Source organism: Singulisphaera acidiphila DSM 18658 (genome assembly GCF_000242455.2).
Classification (GTDB): Bacteria; Planctomycetota; Planctomycetia; order Isosphaerales; family Isosphaeraceae; genus Singulisphaera; species Singulisphaera acidiphila.
The window spans coordinates 8,152,746-8,173,278 of record NC_019892.1; the positions used below are offsets into that span (position 1 = coordinate 8,152,746).

Below are 20,533 nucleotides of genomic sequence, written 5' to 3' on the forward strand. Positions count from 1 at the left end.
CCATTTTAAGATTTACGCTTACCTCCGCGACCGGTCTGTCTCGTACCCAGGGGAGGCATCCCAAACCCGCACGGTTTGATCGACCCCGGCCGAGGCGATCTTGCGACCGTCGACGCTCCAGGCCACCGACCAAACTGCACCTTGATGGCTGCGGAGGACGAGGGCTTCTTGGCCGTTGGCTTGGTCCCAGAGCCTGACCGTCGCATCATGCCCGGCCGAGGCTAAACGTTGGCCGTCAGAGCTCCAAGCCACAGACCAGGCCGCGCCGTGGTGACCGACCAGGGACGGCCGCTCGGCACCAGAGTCGACATTCCAGAGTCGGATCAGGCCGTCACCGCACGCTGCGGCCAACACGTCCCCCTTGTTGGGGCGGAAGGCCAGGTCATTCAGACCAGCGCGAAGAGCGGCCAGTGTTCGTACAAGCCGCCCGGTCGTCGCATTCCAAAGATGGATCTCATCCGCTGTCCCCGCAGTGGCGAGGATTCGGCCATCGGGACTCCAACAGAGCAGCCTGACCTGTCCTCCCGGCGCACGGATCGTTCGCACGACACGTCCAGAGCCTCCCTCGCGGATCAGGATCGCGTTGTCACCTCCCGCCGAAGCGAGCAAGCGGCCAGTCGGGTCCCACGCGACACACCAGACGGGGCCGTCGTGACCGCCAAGTACGAGCGGGGCGGTCGCTTCGGACCCCACCTGCAAGTTCCAGACGAGGATCCGATCGTCCTGCGCCACAGCCAATCTCTGTCCTGAGCGATCCCAGGTGGGGGCCTTGCCCCGACCGTCAGGCGTCTCCAACGTTTGCAGGGACCGCCCCGAAGACGGGTTCCAGATCCGGATCGTTCCGTCGAGGTCCAGCGCGGCAAGCCGCAATCCGTCGGGGTTCCAGGCCACCGATTTGACAGGCACCGATCCGGCCAGCGTCTGCGTTCCGTCGGCTGGCATAGTCGCGGACCAAAGCTTGACCGTCCCCTCATCGTCGGCCGACGCCAGTTGGGAACCGTCCGGGCTCCAGGCCGCCGACCTGACCGTCGCGCGATGGCCGCGAAGGGTGCGAATCCGGTGGACGTCGGAAGCATTCCAGACAGTCAGGTCCCGATCCTCCCCGGCGGTGAGGAAAGATCTGCCGTCAGGGCTCCAGGAGAGGGCGAGGGCGGCCCCTCCATCGGCCCCGGTGCGAGTGGCGAGTGGCGACCCGATTGCGGCATCCCAGAGTCTCAGCGTCCCGTCTTGGCCCACCGAGGCGATCTGGTCCCCTTCGGGAGCCCACGCCACCGCGTTCACCCAACCTGTGTGGCCGTTGAAACGATGGATGGGCTTCGCCGTCACGGCATCCCAGACCCGGACCGATCGGTCGTCCCCTCCTGAGACAATCCGCGACTCGTCCGGACTCCAGGCCAAGGACGAGACGAATTCGGTATGGCCGCGCAAGGTGGCAAGCACCCGCGCCGCAAGGGGATCGAAGATGAGGATCTCCGTACCGGCTGCCGCCCCCAAACGCCGGCCGTCGCGGTCCCAGGCGAGCGCCCGGACCCCACCCGTAGGCACGGGCAAGCGGCGAAGGAGACGGCCAGTCGCAGCGTCCCAGACCCGAACCGTGTCGTCCCGACCGGCCGAGGCAATCCGAGCCCCATCGCGTGACCAGGAGAGAGCCAGGATCGCCTCGGCATGGCCCTCCAAACGCTGCACGAGCCGGCCGGTCGCGGCGTCCCAGAGGCGGAGAACCCGGTCCTCACCCCCCGTGGCGAGCTTGCCTCCGTCTCCACTCCAGGCCAGCGCGCGAACCAGGCCGGCCTGACCCGTCAGCGTGATGCGCTCCTGTCGGGCGAGACCGCGAAGGAAGTACCACTCCCACCCACGACGATCGGACTCGCCCCGAGCGGGCTTCGCGGCCGTCAGGTAGCCCTCCATGCCTGGGATATCCGCCGACTGGTACGCCTGCCGGGCCATCTGAATCCGAGCGATATAGAGATGTCCCTGCGCAGCGTCACGCTCGCGGAGGACGAGTCGACGCTGGTCATTCTCCTGGCGGTTGGCCTCCCGCAAGTCGGCCACGGCGATTGTTGTACGCCCCAGCGCCCGGTACGTCTGGAACGCGAAGGACGAGGCCAGCGCCGCCAAAGTGATCGAAGCCGCAATCAGCCCTGCCAAAACTGGATTCCGCCGGCACCACCGCACACCTCGTCGGGCTCGGCCGATGGGCCGAGCATGGATCGGCTCCCGTCTGAGAAACCGCCCCAACTCGTCGGCCAACGCGCGGGCCGAGGCGTAGCGTTGCGACGGGTTCTTCTCCAGGCAGGTCAGCGCGATCGTCTCAAGATCGGCAGGGATCTTCGGATTGAGCAGCCGAGGCCGGACCGGCTCGGCACGGCGGACGAGCAAGAGCGTTTCGAGGGGCGATTCGGCCTGGAGCGGAGGCCGGCCGGTGATGAGTTCGTAGAGCATGGCGCCCAGGGAGTAGACGTCGCTGGCCGGGCCAACGGCGGTGCGGTCTCCCTCGGCCTGCTCGGGCGACATGTAGCTCGGTGTGCCGACGATGGCTCCGGACAGTGTCAATCCTCCGAAGCCATCGGTTCGCCGGGCCAGGCCGAAATCGGTAATCCGAGGGCGATCCTCGGCGTCGACGAGCACATTCGACGGCTTCAGGTCGCGATGCAGGATGCCCTCGCGATGGGCGTGCTCGATCGCCTCGGCCACGGTGCGCAGATAGCCCGCAGCCCGGTCGGCGGAAAGCGGGCCTTCGCGAACGACTTCGGCAAGGGTAAGGCCTTCGACATATTCCATCGAGAAGAAATGCTGACCGTTGTGGCATCCCACCTCGTGAATTGCGACGATGTTGGGATGCTTCAGCCGGGCGGCGGCCTCGGCCTCGGCACGGAAGCGGCTGACGTCAATCGCGCCGGCCATCCGTCCCTCCCGAAGCAGCTTCACGCCCACAAGCCGGTTGAGCCCCGCTTGCCTCGCCAGGTAAATCACGCCCATGCCGCCCCGACCGATCTCGCGGAGCAGCTCATAGTCGCCGAACCACGTCCCTTCGGCGGTAGAAAGCCAGGCGTTCGCTTCTTGGTCGTCAGGAAGTCGACCCAATGCCACGTCGGCGAAGCGTTCGACCTCGTCGGAGGCGTCGAAAAACGCCTTCAGTTCCTCGGCGATCTCGGGATGCTCGGCAGCCAGGAGGACGCGATCGACAGCCTCGCCGCGATCGATCCGCCGGAGGTACTCGGCCAGCACGAACTCCAGCGTCGGCTGCTCTGGTGGAGGAACAGCCACAGCAAAGTCGCTCATCGATCCTCCTCCCCTTGAGAGCCAAGGCGGTCACGAAGGGCCTGGATCCCTCGCTTCAAGAGCCCGGCCGATGCCTCGGGCGAGCGTTTCAGCCTCGCCGCGATCTGGTCGATCGGCAGCCCTTCGACATGGCGCATCCGCACCGCCTCACGCTGGTCGGCCGGTAAGAGCTTGAGCGCCTCGAGTAAACGGGCGGCCTGTTCCAGCCGGATCGCCCTCAGACTGGGCGAGGTGTGAGACGATGCGATCCGGCCACGAAGCAACGCTCCGTGGCGTGTGTCGTCCAACGAGGTCTCGCGTCCGGCGGCCCGCTTGGCAGTCATGAGGTGGTCGCGAGCTGCCTGGGCCAGGTTAAACTCGTGGATGCGGCGGAGCCAGGCGAGGAACTCCACCTCGCTCGTCCCTCGGAATCGGCCAATGCTGCGATGCGCTTCCAAGCAGGTCTGCTGGATCACGTCGGAGGCATCAACCCTTCGCCCGAGAGCGGAGCCAAGTTGACGGCGCGACGACTGGCGGAGTGTCTCGCGGAACCGCTCCAGTAGGTCCCCCAGCGCGCGGCCATCCCCAGACCGGGCGCGGTCGATCTCGTCCTCGATCCGAGGCTGATCTGTGCTCATGAGGGCCCGGTTCCAGAGGGGCGTGAAGAGAACCGTCGTCGTAACCCATGATACCCCTCACCGCCCATCGCCGAATCGGGGTCAACCGGAATCAAGGGTGCCGTGCACACCGTCAGTTCTCCCACGTCGTTCCATGCCGTTGGCAAGTTTTCCTGGCTTTTCTCATGGGTAACCACGGCCATGCCAACGCTGCCGGGTCATTCTCCCCCCTTAGAAACAGAGTCGCGAAACCGGGGAGGATCGGGCGCGCGGTTGGAGCAACCGAGATTTCAAAAAGGTTTCCGCGCCTCGAGCCACCCGGCATCGCGACCTCCTTTTTGTGAGGCACTCGATTCCGATGCCCGAGACCATGAATCCCTGGGAGTCCCTTCGCATGCGACGATTCTTCCCAACCCTACTCATTGCGGTCGTGAGCACGACGATCGTCATGGCTGAATCGGCGAAAACCGACATGCTCGAGATCCATGGCCGCGTGCTCGGACCCGACGGTCGTCCCGCAGCCGGCGTAACGATCAGCCTGATACCACTGAAGGAAGTCGCGAAACCTGAGATCCTGGCCACTTCCGATACCGAGGGACGATACCGGCTTGCCGTCGTCAAGCCGTCGATGGGAGGACCGGACGGGCTCGACGAGTCATGGAAGCAAGCGAAGCTCGTCGCGTCGGTCGAGGGACTCGGGCCGGACTGGATTGATATAGGCAAGGTGCCCGAGAACGGTGAATGGACTCCTCAACTCGTCAAGGACGATGTGCCAATCGAAGGGGCCATCGCCGACTTGGGCGGTCAGCCGCTGGCCGGCGTGACGGTCACGTTTCAATCGCTCTATGCAACCAATGACGGGTCGCTCGACCGATTTCTCGCAGACCTGAAAGACAACCCGTTTCACTTTCGAGAGCGCAAGCTACTACCCCGGTCGTTCTGGGGAACGCCGCCTGGAGTCACCCCCGAGACGAAGACCGATGCTCAGGGCCGGTTTCGCTTCACGGGGATTGGCCGGGAGCGGCTCGCCATGCTCAAAGTCAAAGGTCCAAAGCTCGAAACGTTGACAATCTATGCCCTGACCCGCCGAGACGCCAACCTCAAAGCCTTGAAGCACATCTCGGCCGAGAATCGGGAGATGATGGAGTCCGGCTCGAAGTTGCCGGTGATCTACCCGAGTCGCTTCCACCACCTGGCCGCGCCCTCACGGCCGATCGTGGGAACAGTTCGCGACAAGGCGACCAAGGCACCAATCCCCGGCATGGGGGTTACCATCTATTCCAAGGACCGCGAGTCGTGGGCTCACGTAAAAACCGATCAAAAGGGGCGTTACCAGGTCGATGGCCTGCCCACGGCCGGTCGACTCCGGGCTTTGGCGTTCCCGCTCGAGAAGGAACCCGACTCCCCACCGTACCTCAAGGCCACCCGTGAGCTGACCTTGGACGCCACCGCCCCAGAGCCGGTCACGATCGACTTCGACCTGGCCAAGGGGATCCTGATTCAGGGCCGACTGACTGACGCCGCGACCGGCAAGCCGGTTCGCGGGACCGTCACCTACTTGGCCTTCGCCGATAATCCGTTCCTCAAGGACGTGCCCGAAATCGGCGGAGATGGCCCAGGCGTTGACACCAATGCCGACGGCTCGTACACACTCGTCGCCATCCCCGGTCCTGGGGTCCTCGCCGGCCGTGCCGACACAGATCGCTTTTGCGCAGTCAGGCCCGAGCAGTTCGGACGCCCAGCCGACTCAGAGGGGTGCTTCGACACCGCCCAGATGGGCCTCGTCTCGTGCGACTTCTTCCATCACGTGGTCCCCGTCGATCCGGTGAAGGACGCAGCCTCAATGACCGTGAACATCGCACTCGACCCGGGCATCGTGGTCCGAGGTTCACTGGTCGACCAGGCGGGCAAACCGGTCGAGGCCGCCACGGCCTACAGGCTGACGGCTTTGGAATTCTCCGAGGTTCTGAAGGACGCCACCTTCACAGCCACAGGCCTGGAGCGGAGTCTGCCCCGCCCCGTCTGGTTCTTCCATCCCCAGCGCAACCTCGGGCGGATGGTCACACTGCCCGGAACCGACTTGGGGCCCCTGACCGTGACACTCGAGCCCTGTGGAGCCTTCAACGGCCGCATCGTCGACGCCAGCGGCATCCCCCGGCCGAATGTCAAGGTCTCCGCCAGTGTGGAACAGAAGCCGGTCAACTGGCACCATGCTGACACCAAAACCGACAGCGACGGACGATTTCGCATCACCGGCCTGCTGACCGGCCTGAGTTACACTCTTTATGCCCCTGCGGCCCAAGAGATCAACGGCTTGATTGTCCGCCCCGGTGAGGCCCGCGACCTAGGAGACATCGGTCCGGATACTCGCGCATCGAAGTGAGGGAGGCCTCACACGTACCTCCCCATTGCGATGCAACAAACCGGCGGATCCCCTTGGGGCGACGTACGCAACGAGCGACGCCGCCCCATCGGACCTCCACCGCATGATCCAGACGCCCTCAACTCAATATTCGACGCTGGGATACGAAACGACTAACAACTCATTGCGAGCCTGTCACAAGCGGGGTAGCCTGGGCATCGTAGGACAAATCGCATTCCAACTCGGATGCGGTTCGTCCGTAGCCTACGATTGAAGTGTGCGGGCAGGCGGCTGTCATGACTACGCGATCTCGCAGCGGGAATAGAGGGGCGTGACGATGAACGTAATCTGGGCTTTGTCCTCCACGGCAACAATCCTGCTCGGTGCTCTGGGCGTCGGGGGCGTCTTGCTCTTCCTGCTGGCGCTCTTCGTAATCGCAACCTACAACCGCCTGGTAATGTACCGGAACCGGTTCAAGAATGCGTTCAGCCAGATCGACGTCCAGCTGAAACGCCGGTACGACCTGATTCCCAACCTCGTCGAAGCGGTCAAAGGGTACATGAAGCACGAGTCGGGGACGCTCGAGGCGGTCATCCAGGCCAGGAACTCGGCCGCGACCGCAGGCCGGAATGCCGCCGCGAACCCGGGCGATGCCACCGCCATGACAAGCCTCTCGGCCGCCGAGTCGCAGCTCAATGGAGCGCTCGGACGGCTCTTCGCTCTGTCCGAGGCCTACCCCGACCTCAAGGCCAACCAGAACATGCTCTCGCTCCAGGAAGAACTCAGCTCGACCGAGAACAAGGTGGCGTTCGCGCGCCAGGCTTACAACGACGCCGTCATGCAGTACAACACCCAGCGCGAAACGTTCCCGACCATCGTCGTAGCCAACTTCCTCAACTTCACGGAAGCCCACCTCTTCCAGGTGGAATCCGAGACGGAACGACAAGCGCCTCGCGTCTCGTTCGCCTGAGCCGGGATTGTCGGGTTCTGACCGCCGGGGTGTTGACCGATGGTCACGCCCCCGAGTGGCTCCCTCCTTTTTTCGTCTCTATCCCCAGAGAATCGCGAACCGATGGCCACCGATTTCTTCGATCATCAGCTCGTCGCGCGGAAGCGAACCAGCCTCTTGATCGGCTACTTCATCCTTGCGGTGGTCCTCATCATCCTGGCCGTCTACGGCGTGGCGACCGCCTGCCTGATCGCCACGACGCAGGGGCAAGCCGGTATCAGCGAGCTCTGGGATTGGGAGCGGTTGGCGCTCGTCGCCACGGGCGTGAGCATCGTGATCCTCGCAGGCAGCCTCTACAAGACGGCGACACTCAGGGAAGGAGGATCCGCCATCGCCCGGCTTCTCGGCGGCGAACTCGTCAACCCGGGGGCCGCGACCCCGGCACAGCGGCGACTCCTGAACATCGTCGAAGAGATGGCAATCGCCTCGGGTACTCCCGTACCCAGCGTCTACGTGCTCAAGGATGAGACGTCCATCAACGCCTTCGCCGCAGGCCACGAGCCCGGCGACGCCGTGATCGCCGTCAGCCAGGGAAGCCTCGACCATCTGAATCGCGACGAGCTGCAAGGGGTTATCGCCCACGAATTCAGTCATATCCTCAATGGAGACATGCGGCTCAACCTCCGTCTGATCGGCCTGCTTCACGGCATCCTGCTCATCGCCCTGATCGGCTACACGATCATGCGGGTCATGGGCAATAGCTCGTCCTCGAGCCGATCGCGGAGTAAAGACGACGAAAAAGGCAACGGCAGCGCGATGGCGATCTTTTTGATGGGCGTGGGATTGATGGCCGTCGGCTACGTCGGTGTCTTCTTCGGCCGGCTGATCAAGAGCGCCATTTCCCGTCAGCGCGAGTTCCTGGCCGACGCCTCGGCAGTGCAGTTCACACGGAATCCAGACGGAATCGCGGGGGCACTCAAGAAAATCGGGGGACTCGCCTCGGGTTCCCAGATCCAGAACCAGAACGCGGAGCAAGCCTGTCACATGTTCTTCGGTCCGGGTGTGTCGTTCTGGACCGAGGCGATGGCAACGCATCCTCCCCTGGTCGAACGCATCAGGCGAATCGATCCCAACTTCGACGGAGTCTTCCCCACGATCGACGCCGATGAAGTTGTGAGGGTCGCCCAGGACGACCGGCGCGGCCCCCCCCTCCAAAGGTTCGCGCCGGAGCCGGCCCCACGAAGTTCGCTCGCAGCCAGCGTCGGCCGAGCGTCGGAGGAAGTTCCGTTCAATCCCAAGCAGGCGGTGGCTTCGGTGGGCACCACAAGCGGTGAACACATTGCCTTCGCGTCTGCCCTGCTCCAATCGCTCCCGGAAGACCTGGCCGCCACGGCTCGCGAGCCGTTCGGAGCGCGCGCCGTGGTCTACGCCCTCCTGCTCGACCATGATCCCGCCATCCGCGAGCGTCAGCTCGGGATCGTCGAAGACCGGGCCGAGCCTGGGACCGTCCAGGAGGTCTTACGGGTCGCCCCCTTGGTCGATGCGCTGGATGACCGCGCTCGATTACCACTGGCTGACCTGGCGATTCCGGCCCTTCGGCAACTCTCGCTCCGTCAGTACCAGTCGTTCCGCGATCGGATCGACCCCTTGATCCGGGCCGACCAGAAACGCAGCCTCTTCGAGTTTACCCTTCAACGCATGCTCTTGCGTCACCTCGACCGTCACTTCGACCAGCCGCCCCCCAACCCGGTCCGGTTCCCAACACTCCGCCCCCTGGTCAACGACTGTATTCGGGTGCTCTCAACTTTGTCCCGACTCGGCGGCCGAAACGAAGCGGAAGCCATGGCAGACTTCGCCCAGGGAGTTCAAGCCCTTGGGCTTCCGCCTGAGGGAGTGCGTCTGGCACCGGCTGAGGAATGTTCGATGGTGGCGCTCGACCGAACACTCGACCGCCTGGCGATGGCCTCTTCTCCGATCAAGAAACGCGTGCTCGACGCTTGCGCGACCTGCATCGCCGCCGACGGCCTCGTGACGATCGCCGAGGCCGAATTGCTCCGCGCCATCGCCGACTCACTCGACTGCCCCATGCCCCCCTTGCTCCCCCCAAGTTCGCCCGATCCGAATCGCGAGGGGCCATCGCGAGCCACCTCGATCCCGGCATCGAATTAGGCACAACCTGGAATCATCCTATTCATGAGCCAGCCGGCAATGCATGCCGACACGAATGGAATTCGTGACCGCCGAGCAGCCTCACCCGCTAGATTTCGCCAAACGATCCTGCTAAACCTTGGTTAGACATTCCCGCCGACCGTTTGGGGGAAGCGTGGTGCCCACCCCATCGTCGGCGCGGCAAACCCCGCGATAGAGGCAGCTCCCATGAGCGAGGAACATGAACTGGGATCTCCCCCCAGCCTTTCCCTCGAGCGTCGCCGCCTGCTCCTCAGCGGCGGCCTTGGCATGCTTGGGCTGAACCTCGCGAGTCGGCTCCGTGCCGCTGCGCCAGCGCCGGACCATCGCCCGTCTACCCCCATTCGATCGTGCATCCTGATCTTTTACTACGGCGGCCCAAGCCACCTTGATACCTGGGACATGAAGCCGAATGCCCCAAAGGAGGTTCGCGGCGAGTTTCGGTCCATCGCAACCCGTATGCCCGGGATCCGGATCAGCGAGCATTTGCCTCATTCGGCGAGGGTCGTCGACCGGCTGGCGATCGTCCGCAGCCTGCACCATCCGATGACGAACCACAACGCGGCCGCCTTCGCCGCGCTGAGCGGCCGGTCACCCGCAAAGGGGGACCTCGAACTCCTGGCGAACGATCGCAACGACCCTCCCTGCCTCGGGTCGGTCTTGAGTCACGAGCTCCCCGAGCGCCGCGGCCTACCGACGTTCGTGGCCTTGCCGCACGTGATGCACAACGTGGTCAAACTACCGGGCCAGGTCGCCGGCTTTCTCGGCTCAGCGCATGACCCGTTCCAGGTCGCGTCCGACCCGAACGCGCCCGACTTCCGCCTCGACGAACTCGAACTCCCCGGCAACGTCTCGCTCGACCGCCTCGGCCACCGCGAGTCGATGCTCCGCCAGGTCGAAACGACAGCCCGCAGCCACGACCTCGACGCCTATCGCGAGAAAGCGGTCCGCCTGCTCCACTCCGATGCCGTCCGAGGCGCATTCCGGCTAACTCAGGAAGACCCCAAGCTCCGTGACCACTATGGCCGCACCAAGCACGGCCAGAGTCTTCTGCTGGCGCGAAGGCTGGTCGAATCGGGTGTCCGCTTCATCACCGTGAATGACCACGAGACCAACGGCCAGGTCACCAACTGGGACGCCCACCAGGACGTCTTCCCGCGCCTCAGGAACGACCTGCTCCCGCCGACCGATCGGGCATTCGCCGCCTTGATCGACGACCTGACCAGCCGTGGCCTGCTCGAGTCGACCCTGGTGATCGCATTGGGCGAGTTCGGCCGGACCCCGAAAATCAACGTTCAAGGGGGGCGCGACCACTGGCCTCACTGCTATAGCGCGGTGCTGGCGGGCGGCGGGGTCCGTGGCGGCACCGTCTACGGGGCCAGCGACAAGCTCGGGGCCTATCCCGACCTGGACGGCGTCTCGCCGGGCGACCTGGCCGCCACCCTTTTCTGGCGATTCGGCCTCGAGCCCAAGACCGAGGTCCGCGACCTGGCCGGACGGCCCTATCCGCTTGCGGAAGGCCAGCCGCTACATTCGCTCTTCAAGATCTGATCACATTCACACATCGCCGTGGCCGGTCACCTCAGCCTGCGGCTGACAGACACGAGCGCGACGGTCGAGTCCGATCAGCACGGCGGTGAAGAACGATGTCGCGAGGAGGAATCGGCCGAAGAGTCGGACGACGAATGCGGCCAGGCCCCCCTCGAGAGGATCGGTCACCGAGCAGGAGGATTCGAGCAGATAGAGCACGGGAAGGATCATCGCGACCAGGGCTTCGACCAAAGGATAACGAACCGAGATCGGCATCCGGCAGGAGCGACAGCGACCGCGCAGGAGGAGCCAACCAAGAATGGGAACATTATCACGCAAGGCGACCGGCTGGCGACAGAGCGGACAGCGCGACCGTGGCCGGAAAAGGCTCAGCCCCTTGGGGATCCGGTAAACGCAGACGTTTACGAAGCTGCCGACGGCCGCCCCGAAGATGGCCAAGAACAGGCAGACGAGAGCATGTTGATTCCAGTTCATTCGATGACTTCTTCGCTCATCCGATGGGGATTTGTGAGGAGAGCACGACCATCCGGATGCGGCTCGACTCGACCCGCGCCGGGAACCGTGAGTGGGTGAGAAAGTGCCACCATCCTGAAGATTGACAGTTGATAGACCAGCAGCACCACGTACATGACGGCGAGGATCGGGATGCAGTGCCCCAGGCGAAGCCGGGTCCCGAACAGACGGTAGTACTTCAGGACCATGAACGTGGCCAGACCAATCGCGGTCAGAAGGTACTTTCCGCCAAGAAACCAGAGCGGTCCGCGCTCGACCAGATAGGCCATGAACGGATTGGCCTCTTCGCACGAGTGATCGAGCAGCAGCAGAGTCAGGACGCCATCGGCAAGCGTGAAGAGCAGCACGAGAACGACCAGAACCCCGGTCGTGGCATCATGTCGATCCACGATCGGACACCGCTCAGCCTCCAGATCGCTGGACCGGCGAAGGTGGGACCGGCGTCCGGCCCTGTTGAAGATATCCCACCATCGGGTTGGCCGTTGCCGCCGAGCCGCGATACGTCTTGACATGATAACATCCGTGGTGCCGCGGAGCGTTCATCAAACATTTCGTCAGGTTGCCGCCATCGAGTATGTCGGCGGTTGATGTTGTCTCGCTTACGGATTGGGAGGAGGGTCTGGCTCAGGAGCCGGGAACCGCGTCGGTCTCGGTAGAGTAACAGGATCTCCGGCAACTGCGAGGCGGGCGCGAACGGTCCATCGGGTTTTCTCGATCTTTTCGAACCGGAGGAGGTAGGTCCGCTCGATGCCGTCGCCACTGAGGATCGCCGTCTCGCAGAGGTAAGTCGTTTCGCCCGGCGGTACGGGGGGGAGCCCGGTCTCCAGCAGGGCGAGACCGAAAGCCAGAGCGAAGCGTCGACGTCCACTTTCTTCCGCCCGCGCCTCGCGCTGGACCAGTTGCTCCTTGAGACGGACCTGGGCAAGCGTCCGACGGCTCGCCAGGGCCCAGGTCGCAAGAACCATCGTACTGAAGATTATAACGATCGCCAGGACCGCGCCTCGTCGCCGTTCGACGCGTTTCATGGGAGCACCGCAATCAGGTGGTAAGCGCGTTCGAGAGCGCGTGGGTTGGCCCGGTGCTCGCGGAACGGGAGCGCGAAGGAGAGGGAGAACTTGAACATCGGTCCCTGAGGATCGATGCGCTGAACCTGAAGATGCTGGAGGTAGTGGGCCACGATCAGATCGGGCTCCGGCCCGGGTTCGACCGAGCGCACAAGCGTTTCGTTCTGAACCGAGTAGGTGATCGTCCGGTCGCTGAAGATGATCTGAAGTTCCTCGGGGGCGATGAACAGGGTGCGTGTCTCCGGCCGAGTCGAGTTGAAACCGCGAAGGTCATCGGCAAGTCGGGCCATGGCGAGATCCGCTTCTTGGGCCAGCTTACAGCGTGCGATGACCTCGGCGGCACTGCGTTCGAAGGTCGCGGTCATCGAGACCATGATGGCCATCAGGCCCACGGACATCACGCAGGCGACCATCAACTCGACGAGCGTGAAACCCTTTCGTCGCACCAGGGGTAGGGGCCGAAGCGTTGCGTTCCTGTTCCTCATGGTCCCTCAGCAGCCGAAAGCACCGCCGTCGTACTGATCTCAAGGCCGTCGTCGATCAGACCGTCGAGCTTGACATCGTGGACGTGCTCGTAGGGTTCGAGCGGGGCATTGAACTGGAGTGTAAAGCGGGGTCCGATCTCGATCGGGAACCGGCTCGTCCCGCGCCGATCGGGCCGCGCATCGGGCAGCGCCAGCACGGCAACCCCGAGTCGCGTCGCCCAGCGCCGAGCGGGTCCGGTAACGTCGAACCTGGAATCATCAAGGCGACATGCTGCCGAGAAATCCCCCGTCCGCGCGTTGAATGTATCGAGCCGAAGGGTCGCCGATTGGGGCACGAGCAAGTAGGCACGCTGCTCCAGCGCCTCGACCAGGCGCAGTCGCGTGGCGACCGTCGCCGACAGCCCGGACAAGGTCACCCCAAGTACCGCCATGGACACGATGATCTCGACATAAGACATCCCAGCCCGCAGTGTCCCGATGAATCGCGAACCCACGGTCTTTTTTCCAGCGGGCCTCATGTTCATCCCTTGGTAAAAAGGTATCCCGGGGTGATGGTTGGAACGCCGTAGTGACTGATGACGCCCACGATCTGGCCATCCTGGTCAATAGTCAGTGTGCCGGACCAGACGTTGCTGCCCGCGCGTGTGGCGGAGGTCGTGAAGGTCGAAGCCTCGGCCGAGAGGATCGCGTAGGTATAGGGCGTCGACGCCATGCGAACCGTCGGTTCGACGAGTTGGGCGGCTTCGAGTGTCGCCAGGTCCGGGGCGTAGTGGCCATGGTCGAGCCGATAAAAACGCTGGGCGACCCAGACCGTCTGGAGGTGGGCCGCGGCCAGATCCGCGTGCGAACGTTCCACCGCGCGGCGGAACGAGGGGACGGAGATGGCCGCGAACACGCCCATGATCGTGACGACCACCATGACCTCGAGTAGGCTGAAGCCGTGGCGCCCCGCCTTCCCACCAGCAACGCGTCCAACACTCCGTCCTGGTCTTCGAGGTCCCGGCCTGGTCATTTGACCTTCCCCGACATTTCGAACATCGGCATATAGATCGACAACATCATGAACGCGACACCCGTGCCCATGCCGACGATGATGATCGGTTCGAGCATCTTCGAAAGCCGCGTGATCATCGCCTCCATCTTTTCCTTATAATAGGGCGCAATCTGCTCCATGACGGTCGCGAGCTGGCCCGTTTCTTCTCCGGTGCGCACGGTACCAATGATCATATTCGTGAACAATCCCGTCTCCTCGAGCGAGGCGGCCAGGGGATGTCCCGACGCGATGCGGAACTGGACATGAGCCAGCGCGTCGCGGTAGATCGGGGTATGCCCAAAGATGCCGCGCAGGGTCTCCATCGTCTCGAGCATGGGCACCCCGCTCTTGAGCAGGAGGGCCAGGCTCGACGCGAAGCGGTACATCATCATCTGAACCGACATTTCGCCGAGCATCGGCGCGACGAGCATGAGTCCGCCGACCGTCCGTCGACCTTTCTCGGTGGCCATGTACCTTCGAAACGCGAACGCGATGAGGATCACCCCGGCCACCATGAAGTGCCCGTAACTGACCACGAAATCCGAGAGATTCACAACCATCTGCGTGATCTGAGGAAGCTCGGCCCCCATCTCGTCGAACATCTTCGTGAAGGTCGGCACGACGAACCAGAGCATGGCCGTGATCGCCAGGCTGGCTACGCACAGGAGGACCATCGGATACATCAAGGCCCCGCTGACCTTGCGGCGCGTATCGCGGGAGTCGCGAACCTGCTTGTTCAATTCCACCAGCACGTAGCTCATCTTGCCGGTGACCTCGCCGGTGCGGATCATCTCGATCCAGGCGTGCTCGAAAACTTCGGGATAATTCGCTGCGGCCGCGAAGAACGAATTCCCGGCTTCGATACTCGCGCCGATCTCCTCGAGGACCCGTTGGAGCTTCAAGCTCTCGGACTGCTGGGCCGTGAGTTCGATCGCTTGCAAGAGCGGCACACCGGCCGCCACCAGGGTCGCCAGTTGCTGGAAAAAGCTCATGATGTCGTCGAGCTTCAGCCGCTTATGCTTCTTGGATGAGACCCGCGCATGGGCGATAATCCAGGAGTCGTAGCTCATTTTGCGTCCGTTCCCCGGGGGTCAGTCCTGGTCGCCAATCGCGACACTCAAGGCGTTTTCAAGGCTGGTCACGCCCTGGCGTGCTTTGTCCACGGCGCTGTCGATCAGCAGCTTCATGCCTTGGTCACGAGCCGCGGCGCGAAGCTCAGGCAAAGGTGTCCGCCTCTGGATCAATCGAGCCATTTCCGGAGTGATCCGGATCACCTCGAAGACGCCGACCCGACCTTTGTATCCCGACTCCCGGCACTTCGAGCATCCTCTGGGCCGATAGAGCGTCTCGCCCGGCTCCAGGCCATGACGTAACGCCAGTTCCTTCTCACAGGCGTACGGTTCCTTGCACTCGGGACAGAGCCGGCGCACCAGCCGCTGGGCCTCGAGCACGCGAAGCGTGGAGGCCAGGAGGAACGGCTCGATCCCCATGTCCTGAAGGCGATTGACGGCGGCCAGAGCGTCATTGGTATGCAGCGTCGAGAGGACAAAGTGGCCGGTCAAGGCGGCCCGGAGACAGATCTCGGCCGTCTCCTGGTCCCGAACCTCGCCAACCATGATGATGTCAGGGTCCTGCCGCAAGAAGGACCGTAGCGCCGTGGCGAAGCTCAAACCGATCTGGCTCTTAACCTGGATCTGGTTCATCCCCCGGAACTTGTATTCGACCGGGTCCTCGACAGTACAGATGTTGGTATGGCTCTCATTGAGTAGGTTCAGGCAAGCATAGAGTGTTGTGCTCTTACCACTGCCGGTTGGGCCCGTGACAAGCATCAGGCCGTGGGGCAGATGGATCGACTCAATCAGGTCGCTGGCCTGACGCACGTCGAGCCCGAGCGTGGTCAGGTCGAGCGGGATGTTCCCTTTGTCCAGAAGCCGCATGACCATCTTCTCGCCGACGATCGCCGGCACCGTGCTGACACGAAGGTCGATCCGGCGTTCGCCGCTCTTCAAGCCGATCGCGCCGTCCTGGGGGATCCGCTTCTCGGCGATGTCCATCTTGGCCAGGATCTTGAACCGCGACAGCACCATCGTGAACGTCGACCGCGGCATCGGCGGCATCTCCTGGAGGCGGCCGTCAATCCGGAGCCGAATGCGACAGGTGTCCTCAAACGGCTCGAGATGGATGTCGCTGGCCCCCGAGCGGATCGCCTGGTCGAGGATCTGATTGACCATCCGGATGACCCGGCCGTTGCGGCCCGGCGGAGGAGGCTGGTCCAGGTGGAGGATCGTATCGTCGTCGTCCTCCTCCTCGCTCTGATCCGAATCAATCTGCTCGAATTCCTCGGTGCCGGGAATAAACCCCTCGGTTGCGTGCGTCTCGTTGAAGAGCCTGTCGAGCCAGACTTCGGCAATCGACAACGCCGCGATTCGGGGCCTGACCCGCAGGCCGGTCAACAGTTGGATCTCGTCGATGACGAGCATGGCGTCGGGAGTCACGATCGCCAGGTCGAGTTGTTCACCTCGCACGGAGAGCGGGACAACCAACTGGTCGCGGCAGAGTTTCTCGGGAAGCAGCCTCGCCATCTCAGGCGACGGAGCCCCCCCCTGGGTCTCTTCAGTCACCAGCGGGAGCACAAGGTGTTCAGAATAGGTTTGGGCGATCTGCTGATCCGTGGCCAGCCCCGACTTGATGAGTTCATGGACCGTCAGCTCACCGACCCGCGCGCGAAACTCGCGGAGCTTCTTCTGGTCGATAATCTCCCGGTCCAGCAGCAACTGGATGGTCAAGGAGTGGCCGGCAACAGGGGCGGCGGAGTTCACTGAGTGAGGCCTCCCAGACCTAATTTCCTGATAACATCAATAATCGACGCAGCTTTTCCACCCCAGAGGAGCCTGCTCAGATCCGTGCCGGCCTCCAGGTTGGCGGCGGCGGCATCGGTCGTTGCCGGTTGGGGAGCAGGCCTCGATGGCACTTGGGGCGATGCGACGTTGGCGTAGGCCAGCACGATCGGGCGGGGACGGTCCTTGATCTGTAGGTAGACGAGGTCGCGTTCGACCCGGTTGAGTCGTGCGGGTTGGGATTCGGGTGACGCCGCCGCCACCATTTCGCCGAGGAGGTAGACCCGCCCGTTGATCACCGCCGCCCGACGACGGCCATGAACCAGCGTGGCGCCAAGGTTCCACTTGTGTTGCGACTCCTCCGTATTCGCATCGTTCGCAGCGGAAGCATTGCCCCCCTGAGCGGCCCCTTTCGATGGTTGCTGCACTGTCACGGAACGAGGTTTACCTCCACTCTGAGGCCGCTCCACCGGTTCGGCTCCTGATCCGTCCAGGGACACAAAGGGGTTGCGATCGGACGCCGGCTTAAGACTGAGATTGAACAGACGAGACTCGGATTCGGGCGCCTCGGACTGCGCCGGTTCGAGGATCGTGGGCGAGTCGAGGTAAGGCCACACGCACCAACCGACAACCGCGACGGCCGAGATCAACGGGACAAACCTCAGGATAAGGGCATTCGACGCCATGGCTGTTCACCCGAAGATGCCGACTACGATCAGGCTCAGGCTGTAGAGACCGTCCTCGTCCTGCTGGTCGGACACAGACTGAGTCCGGGCCAGTTCAAACTCAAACTGCTCGATCCGAAACAGGTGCGGGTCGGCCTCGATCCAACGCATCAGGGCTTCCATGTTGGTATAGCTCCCCTCGACGGAGATGGCCACCTGGACGAGCTTGTAGACCCCCAGTTCGGACGTGGACTTAGGAACGAGGGAAACCAGCTTGATCGGGCGTTGCCGAATGCCGCCCATGAGATACTGGACGACCTCATTCTGATCCGAAGATTGGTTCACCTTCTCTTGAAACCGACGAGTCAAGAGGCGGAGATCCTCAATCGTCGTGGCCAGTTCAAGCCGTTTCCGCTCAGTCCCCAGTTCCTGGGTCATCGTCAATGTCTGCGTGACCATCGGTTGGTAGAGGCCAAAGTACCAGGTTCCAAGTAGGATCACACCGACAACGACCCGGAGTTGAAACGGGCTCCGCAGGATATTCTCGAACGAGACCTTGAGACGGGAGATCGGGGTCGTGCTTTGACTCATGGCGCTTTCCACCGGCACGCAGACCGGTCTGGAGCGGTTGCCCCTCGTGTCGCCCACATCGGGGCGGCGGGATCGTGTTCGGCCAGTGGTCCACCCAAACCAAAGTTACTCTAGGTCTTGCTTTCCTTGGCTTTCGGTTTTTTCTTGGCCTCGGCCTGACAGGTAACGGTAAAGGCGACGAAGGGGCGGTAGGTACGTGTGTCCGTTCCCCATCGCAGCGCTGAGAGCTTGATCTGCGGAAGCCCCTTGCGAATCAACTGGCTCGAACGCATTGCAGCCAGATAGGTATCAATCTCGGCGGGAACAACGCCGTCACCAGCAATAGGGGCACGCATGCTCAAGGAAAGCAGGCGATCGCTGGTCATGTCATGTTTTGCATCGCCAAGCTTGCAATGCCCTTTCACCGTGCTGACCGTCATCGTGGACGGCAACGGTGTGGCGACCTCGCGAAGGCAGTCAGTCCAGAAGATCCGTGTGCCCAGGTATTGATGAATTGCCTTGGATCGGACCGTCTGACTGGCTTTCTCTTTCTCAAGATCAGCGATTGATCGACCCTTAATCCATTGATGATGAGTCAGCGCCGTTTTCACCGCATGAACATTTCGCTCGAGTTCATTCTGACCCCTCTGGAGAAACACCGTGGCCATCGCCATGGTGGCCACCTGAACGCCGATTTGCCCAAGGGGCAACAGCCGGAGGAGGGAATCGCGGGGCCGCATCGAGCGGGCGAGGTTGAGTCCCTTGGCCTCGGCATGGCAACCCATGGCCAGACCAAAGGCGGTGTCAGCCGCATTGAACCCGGGGCCATCGAACCGCTGCATCCGGAGATGGGTTTCGCGCCACTGCGGGGTATCATCGAGGTGAAGCAATTCCGGACGGCCATGCACCCAGACAACGTCGGGGGGTGTATCGACCCCGTAATACCGGCTCAACGCTCGAAGTGATCGGATGCTCGAGACGACTGCCGTGGCCTCCTCACCCGCCGGCATCTCAAAGTAGCGCCAAGCCAAGGGTTGATCCTGGGCCGTCAGCATGGCAAGCCCACTCTCGGCCCCGAGAAAGATCCGTAGCGACGATTTGGTGCCGCGATCCGTTCGGTGGCGGCGGATCGCGGCCCTCAGAAGCGCGAAAGGAGCGGGCTCGACCTGCGACGGCGTCACCCCGCATTTTTCCAAGCCTTGGAGGATCGGCGCCAGGTATTTCCTGCGGGTCGCGATGATACTGGCGACCGGCACCTTGCCGGGCTGGCTCTTGATCATATCCACGTCCATATCGTCGATAACCAGGTTCGACGATCGGAGGACCTCGTGGAGCAAGATCTGGGGCGCGGCATCGAGGTTCATCGACTTGATCGGTCGCGTCGAAAAGAAGACGCTGAGCACCGGCAAGCCAATCGCGATCGGCGCGTTCTTCCAGGGTTCGCTCTCAAGCACCGGGGCGAGGATGCGGGGAATCACAACGTCGATCGAGTCACCCAGCATCGGCTCGGTTCGGCGGCCCATCTCGAGCGGCCCGAGCGGCGTAAAGGCGACCTGGCTGAGGACGAGATCACGATGGCCGATCATGAGCCCGATGGCCCGGCCAGTGGCCAGTTTACCCAGCAGCTTCTTCATCCCATCGGCTCCCCGCCACGAACCGCCCCGTCGTCCCCGGAAACGAGCGGCCCCCGCCCTGATCGACGCCGATCGAGGCGGGGGCGGAACGCATTGCCGACCCACTTGTCAGCGGGTGCGTTATTACGGAGTTACCGGTTGGGCGAACGGACTGATGGCGACGGGAATCGTGCTTTCCGGATCATACCCCTGGTCGTTGTAGAGCACGGTGTAAGCACCGTAGCCTGCCGACGCACCGGCTCGGGTCAAGGTCAACGTCCAGGAGTCGTCGAGCTCGCCCGTGCTGCCCGCTGCGATCGTCCCTACGGTGAAGTATCGCGGGACCGGCACCTGGATATCGAGCTCGGTGATCGCATTTGCATAGGTTCCCTCACGGGCGTGGTACCGCTCCTGAGCCGTGCGGACGGCCGACAGGTAGGCAAACGCTTCAGAGCCTTTCGACCGCTCCACGGACTGGAGGAATCGCGGCACGCCGAAGGCCGCCAGCACGCCGATGATTACGACAACCACGGCGAGTTCAACCAGCGTGAACCCGCGCGAAATTTTCCGCTTACGACCCAACATAGTTTCTCTCCTCAGAAGTCTTCAGTTGGCCACGTTGACTCTGGGAAACACGAACTCGGCCGGATCGACCAACCGCCGACCTTGGTCCGTGGCGGGACTCACCAGTTCGCACATGCCATGAGAGACCTCATGATCAGATGTCGCGATATCCGGGAACACTCTCTCGGACGAGCCCCGAACTCCTGGAAAGGACTACGTCGTCGACGCAGGGCTGTCAAACCGCGGCGGGAGGAATGGCGAA

Annotated in this window: 18 protein-coding genes; 4 read left to right on the top strand and 14 right to left on the bottom strand. The window is 63.2% G+C overall.

Annotated features, from left to right (window positions below):
- Positions 1-18: 18 nt before the first annotated feature.
- Positions 19-3,282, bottom strand: a complete 3,264-nt coding sequence (locus SINAC_RS31775) for a WD40 domain-containing protein (RefSeq protein WP_015249648.1) — start codon at positions 3,280-3,282, stop codon at positions 19-21.
- Positions 3,279-3,899 carry a sigma-70 family RNA polymerase sigma factor gene (locus tag SINAC_RS31780; protein ID WP_015249649.1) on the bottom strand — a complete coding sequence of 207 codons (621 nt, stop codon included), beginning with the start codon at positions 3,897-3,899 and terminating at the stop codon, positions 3,279-3,281. Before SINAC_RS31780 ends, SINAC_RS31775 begins: the two co-directional genes overlap by 4 nt.
- Before the next feature lie 373 nt (positions 3,900-4,272).
- On the opposite strand from SINAC_RS31780, the gene SINAC_RS31785 reads away from it, so the two are divergent.
- From SINAC_RS31785 to SINAC_RS31800, 4 genes are all read left to right on the top strand, one after another.
- Complete coding sequence (locus SINAC_RS31785; protein WP_020466390.1) at positions 4,273-6,261, top strand: carboxypeptidase-like regulatory domain-containing protein; 1,989 nt, start codon at positions 4,273-4,275, stop codon at positions 6,259-6,261.
- 316 nt (positions 6,262-6,577) lie between these two features.
- Positions 6,578-7,210 (top strand): LemA family protein, encoded by a 633-nt coding sequence (locus tag SINAC_RS31790; RefSeq protein ID WP_015249651.1) that lies wholly within the window; start codon positions 6,578-6,580, stop codon positions 7,208-7,210.
- A 102-nt stretch (positions 7,211-7,312) separates the two neighbouring features.
- A complete protein-coding gene (locus SINAC_RS31795; protein WP_015249652.1) occupies positions 7,313-9,358 on the top strand; it encodes a M48 family metallopeptidase in 2,046 nt (681 codons plus the stop codon).
- Positions 9,359-9,565: 207 nt separating this feature from the next.
- On the top strand, positions 9,566-10,927 hold the full coding sequence (locus SINAC_RS31800) for a DUF1501 domain-containing protein (protein ID WP_015249653.1): 1,362 nt from the start codon (positions 9,566-9,568) through the stop codon (positions 10,925-10,927).
- 6 nt (positions 10,928-10,933) lie between these two features.
- On the opposite strand, the gene SINAC_RS31805 is transcribed toward SINAC_RS31800, so the two are convergent.
- The 12 genes from SINAC_RS31805 to SINAC_RS31860 form a co-directional block, all read right to left on the bottom strand.
- Positions 10,934-11,401: a prepilin peptidase gene (locus SINAC_RS31805; RefSeq protein ID WP_015249654.1), complete on the bottom strand. Its 468-nt coding sequence runs from the start codon at positions 11,399-11,401 to the stop codon at positions 10,934-10,936.
- Positions 11,398-11,952 (bottom strand): DUF5658 family protein, encoded by a 555-nt coding sequence (locus tag SINAC_RS31810; RefSeq protein ID WP_015249655.1) that lies wholly within the window; start codon positions 11,950-11,952, stop codon positions 11,398-11,400. The genes SINAC_RS31805 and SINAC_RS31810 overlap by 4 nt, the downstream gene beginning before the upstream one ends.
- An 87-nt stretch (positions 11,953-12,039) precedes the next feature.
- Positions 12,040-12,465 (bottom strand): hypothetical protein, encoded by a 426-nt coding sequence (locus SINAC_RS31815; protein ID WP_015249656.1) that lies wholly within the window; start codon positions 12,463-12,465, stop codon positions 12,040-12,042.
- Complete coding sequence (locus tag SINAC_RS31820; protein WP_015249657.1) at positions 12,462-12,989, bottom strand: PilW family protein; 528 nt, start codon at positions 12,987-12,989, stop codon at positions 12,462-12,464. Before SINAC_RS31820 ends, SINAC_RS31815 begins: the two co-directional genes overlap by 4 nt.
- Positions 12,986-13,483 (bottom strand): hypothetical protein, encoded by a 498-nt coding sequence (locus tag SINAC_RS31825; protein WP_154673735.1) that lies wholly within the window; start codon positions 13,481-13,483, stop codon positions 12,986-12,988. Before SINAC_RS31825 ends, SINAC_RS31820 begins: the two co-directional genes overlap by 4 nt.
- 26 nt (positions 13,484-13,509) lie before the next feature.
- Positions 13,510-14,001, bottom strand: coding sequence for a type IV pilin protein (locus SINAC_RS31830; RefSeq protein WP_015249659.1), 492 nt, complete (start codon positions 13,999-14,001; stop codon positions 13,510-13,512).
- A complete protein-coding gene (locus SINAC_RS31835) occupies positions 13,998-15,092 on the bottom strand; it encodes a type II secretion system F family protein (RefSeq protein ID WP_015249660.1) in 1,095 nt (364 codons plus the stop codon). Before SINAC_RS31835 ends, SINAC_RS31830 begins: the two co-directional genes overlap by 4 nt.
- Before the next feature lie 21 nt (positions 15,093-15,113).
- A complete protein-coding gene (locus tag SINAC_RS31840) occupies positions 15,114-16,841 on the bottom strand; it encodes a GspE/PulE family protein (RefSeq protein ID WP_015249661.1) in 1,728 nt (575 codons plus the stop codon).
- Positions 16,838-17,545, bottom strand: a complete 708-nt coding sequence (locus SINAC_RS31845; protein ID WP_015249662.1) for a hypothetical protein — start codon at positions 17,543-17,545, stop codon at positions 16,838-16,840. Before SINAC_RS31845 ends, SINAC_RS31840 begins: the two co-directional genes overlap by 4 nt.
- Before the next feature lie 6 nt (positions 17,546-17,551).
- Complete coding sequence (locus SINAC_RS31850) at positions 17,552-18,115, bottom strand: hypothetical protein (RefSeq protein WP_015249663.1); 564 nt, start codon at positions 18,113-18,115, stop codon at positions 17,552-17,554.
- 110 nt (positions 18,116-18,225) lie between these two features.
- On the bottom strand, positions 18,226-19,728 hold the full coding sequence (locus SINAC_RS31855; protein WP_015249664.1) for a hypothetical protein: 1,503 nt from the start codon (positions 19,726-19,728) through the stop codon (positions 18,226-18,228).
- 123 nt (positions 19,729-19,851) lie between these two features.
- Positions 19,852-20,292: a type IV pilin protein gene (locus SINAC_RS31860; protein WP_015249665.1), complete on the bottom strand. Its 441-nt coding sequence runs from the start codon at positions 20,290-20,292 to the stop codon at positions 19,852-19,854.
- Positions 20,293-20,533 lie beyond the last annotated feature (241 nt).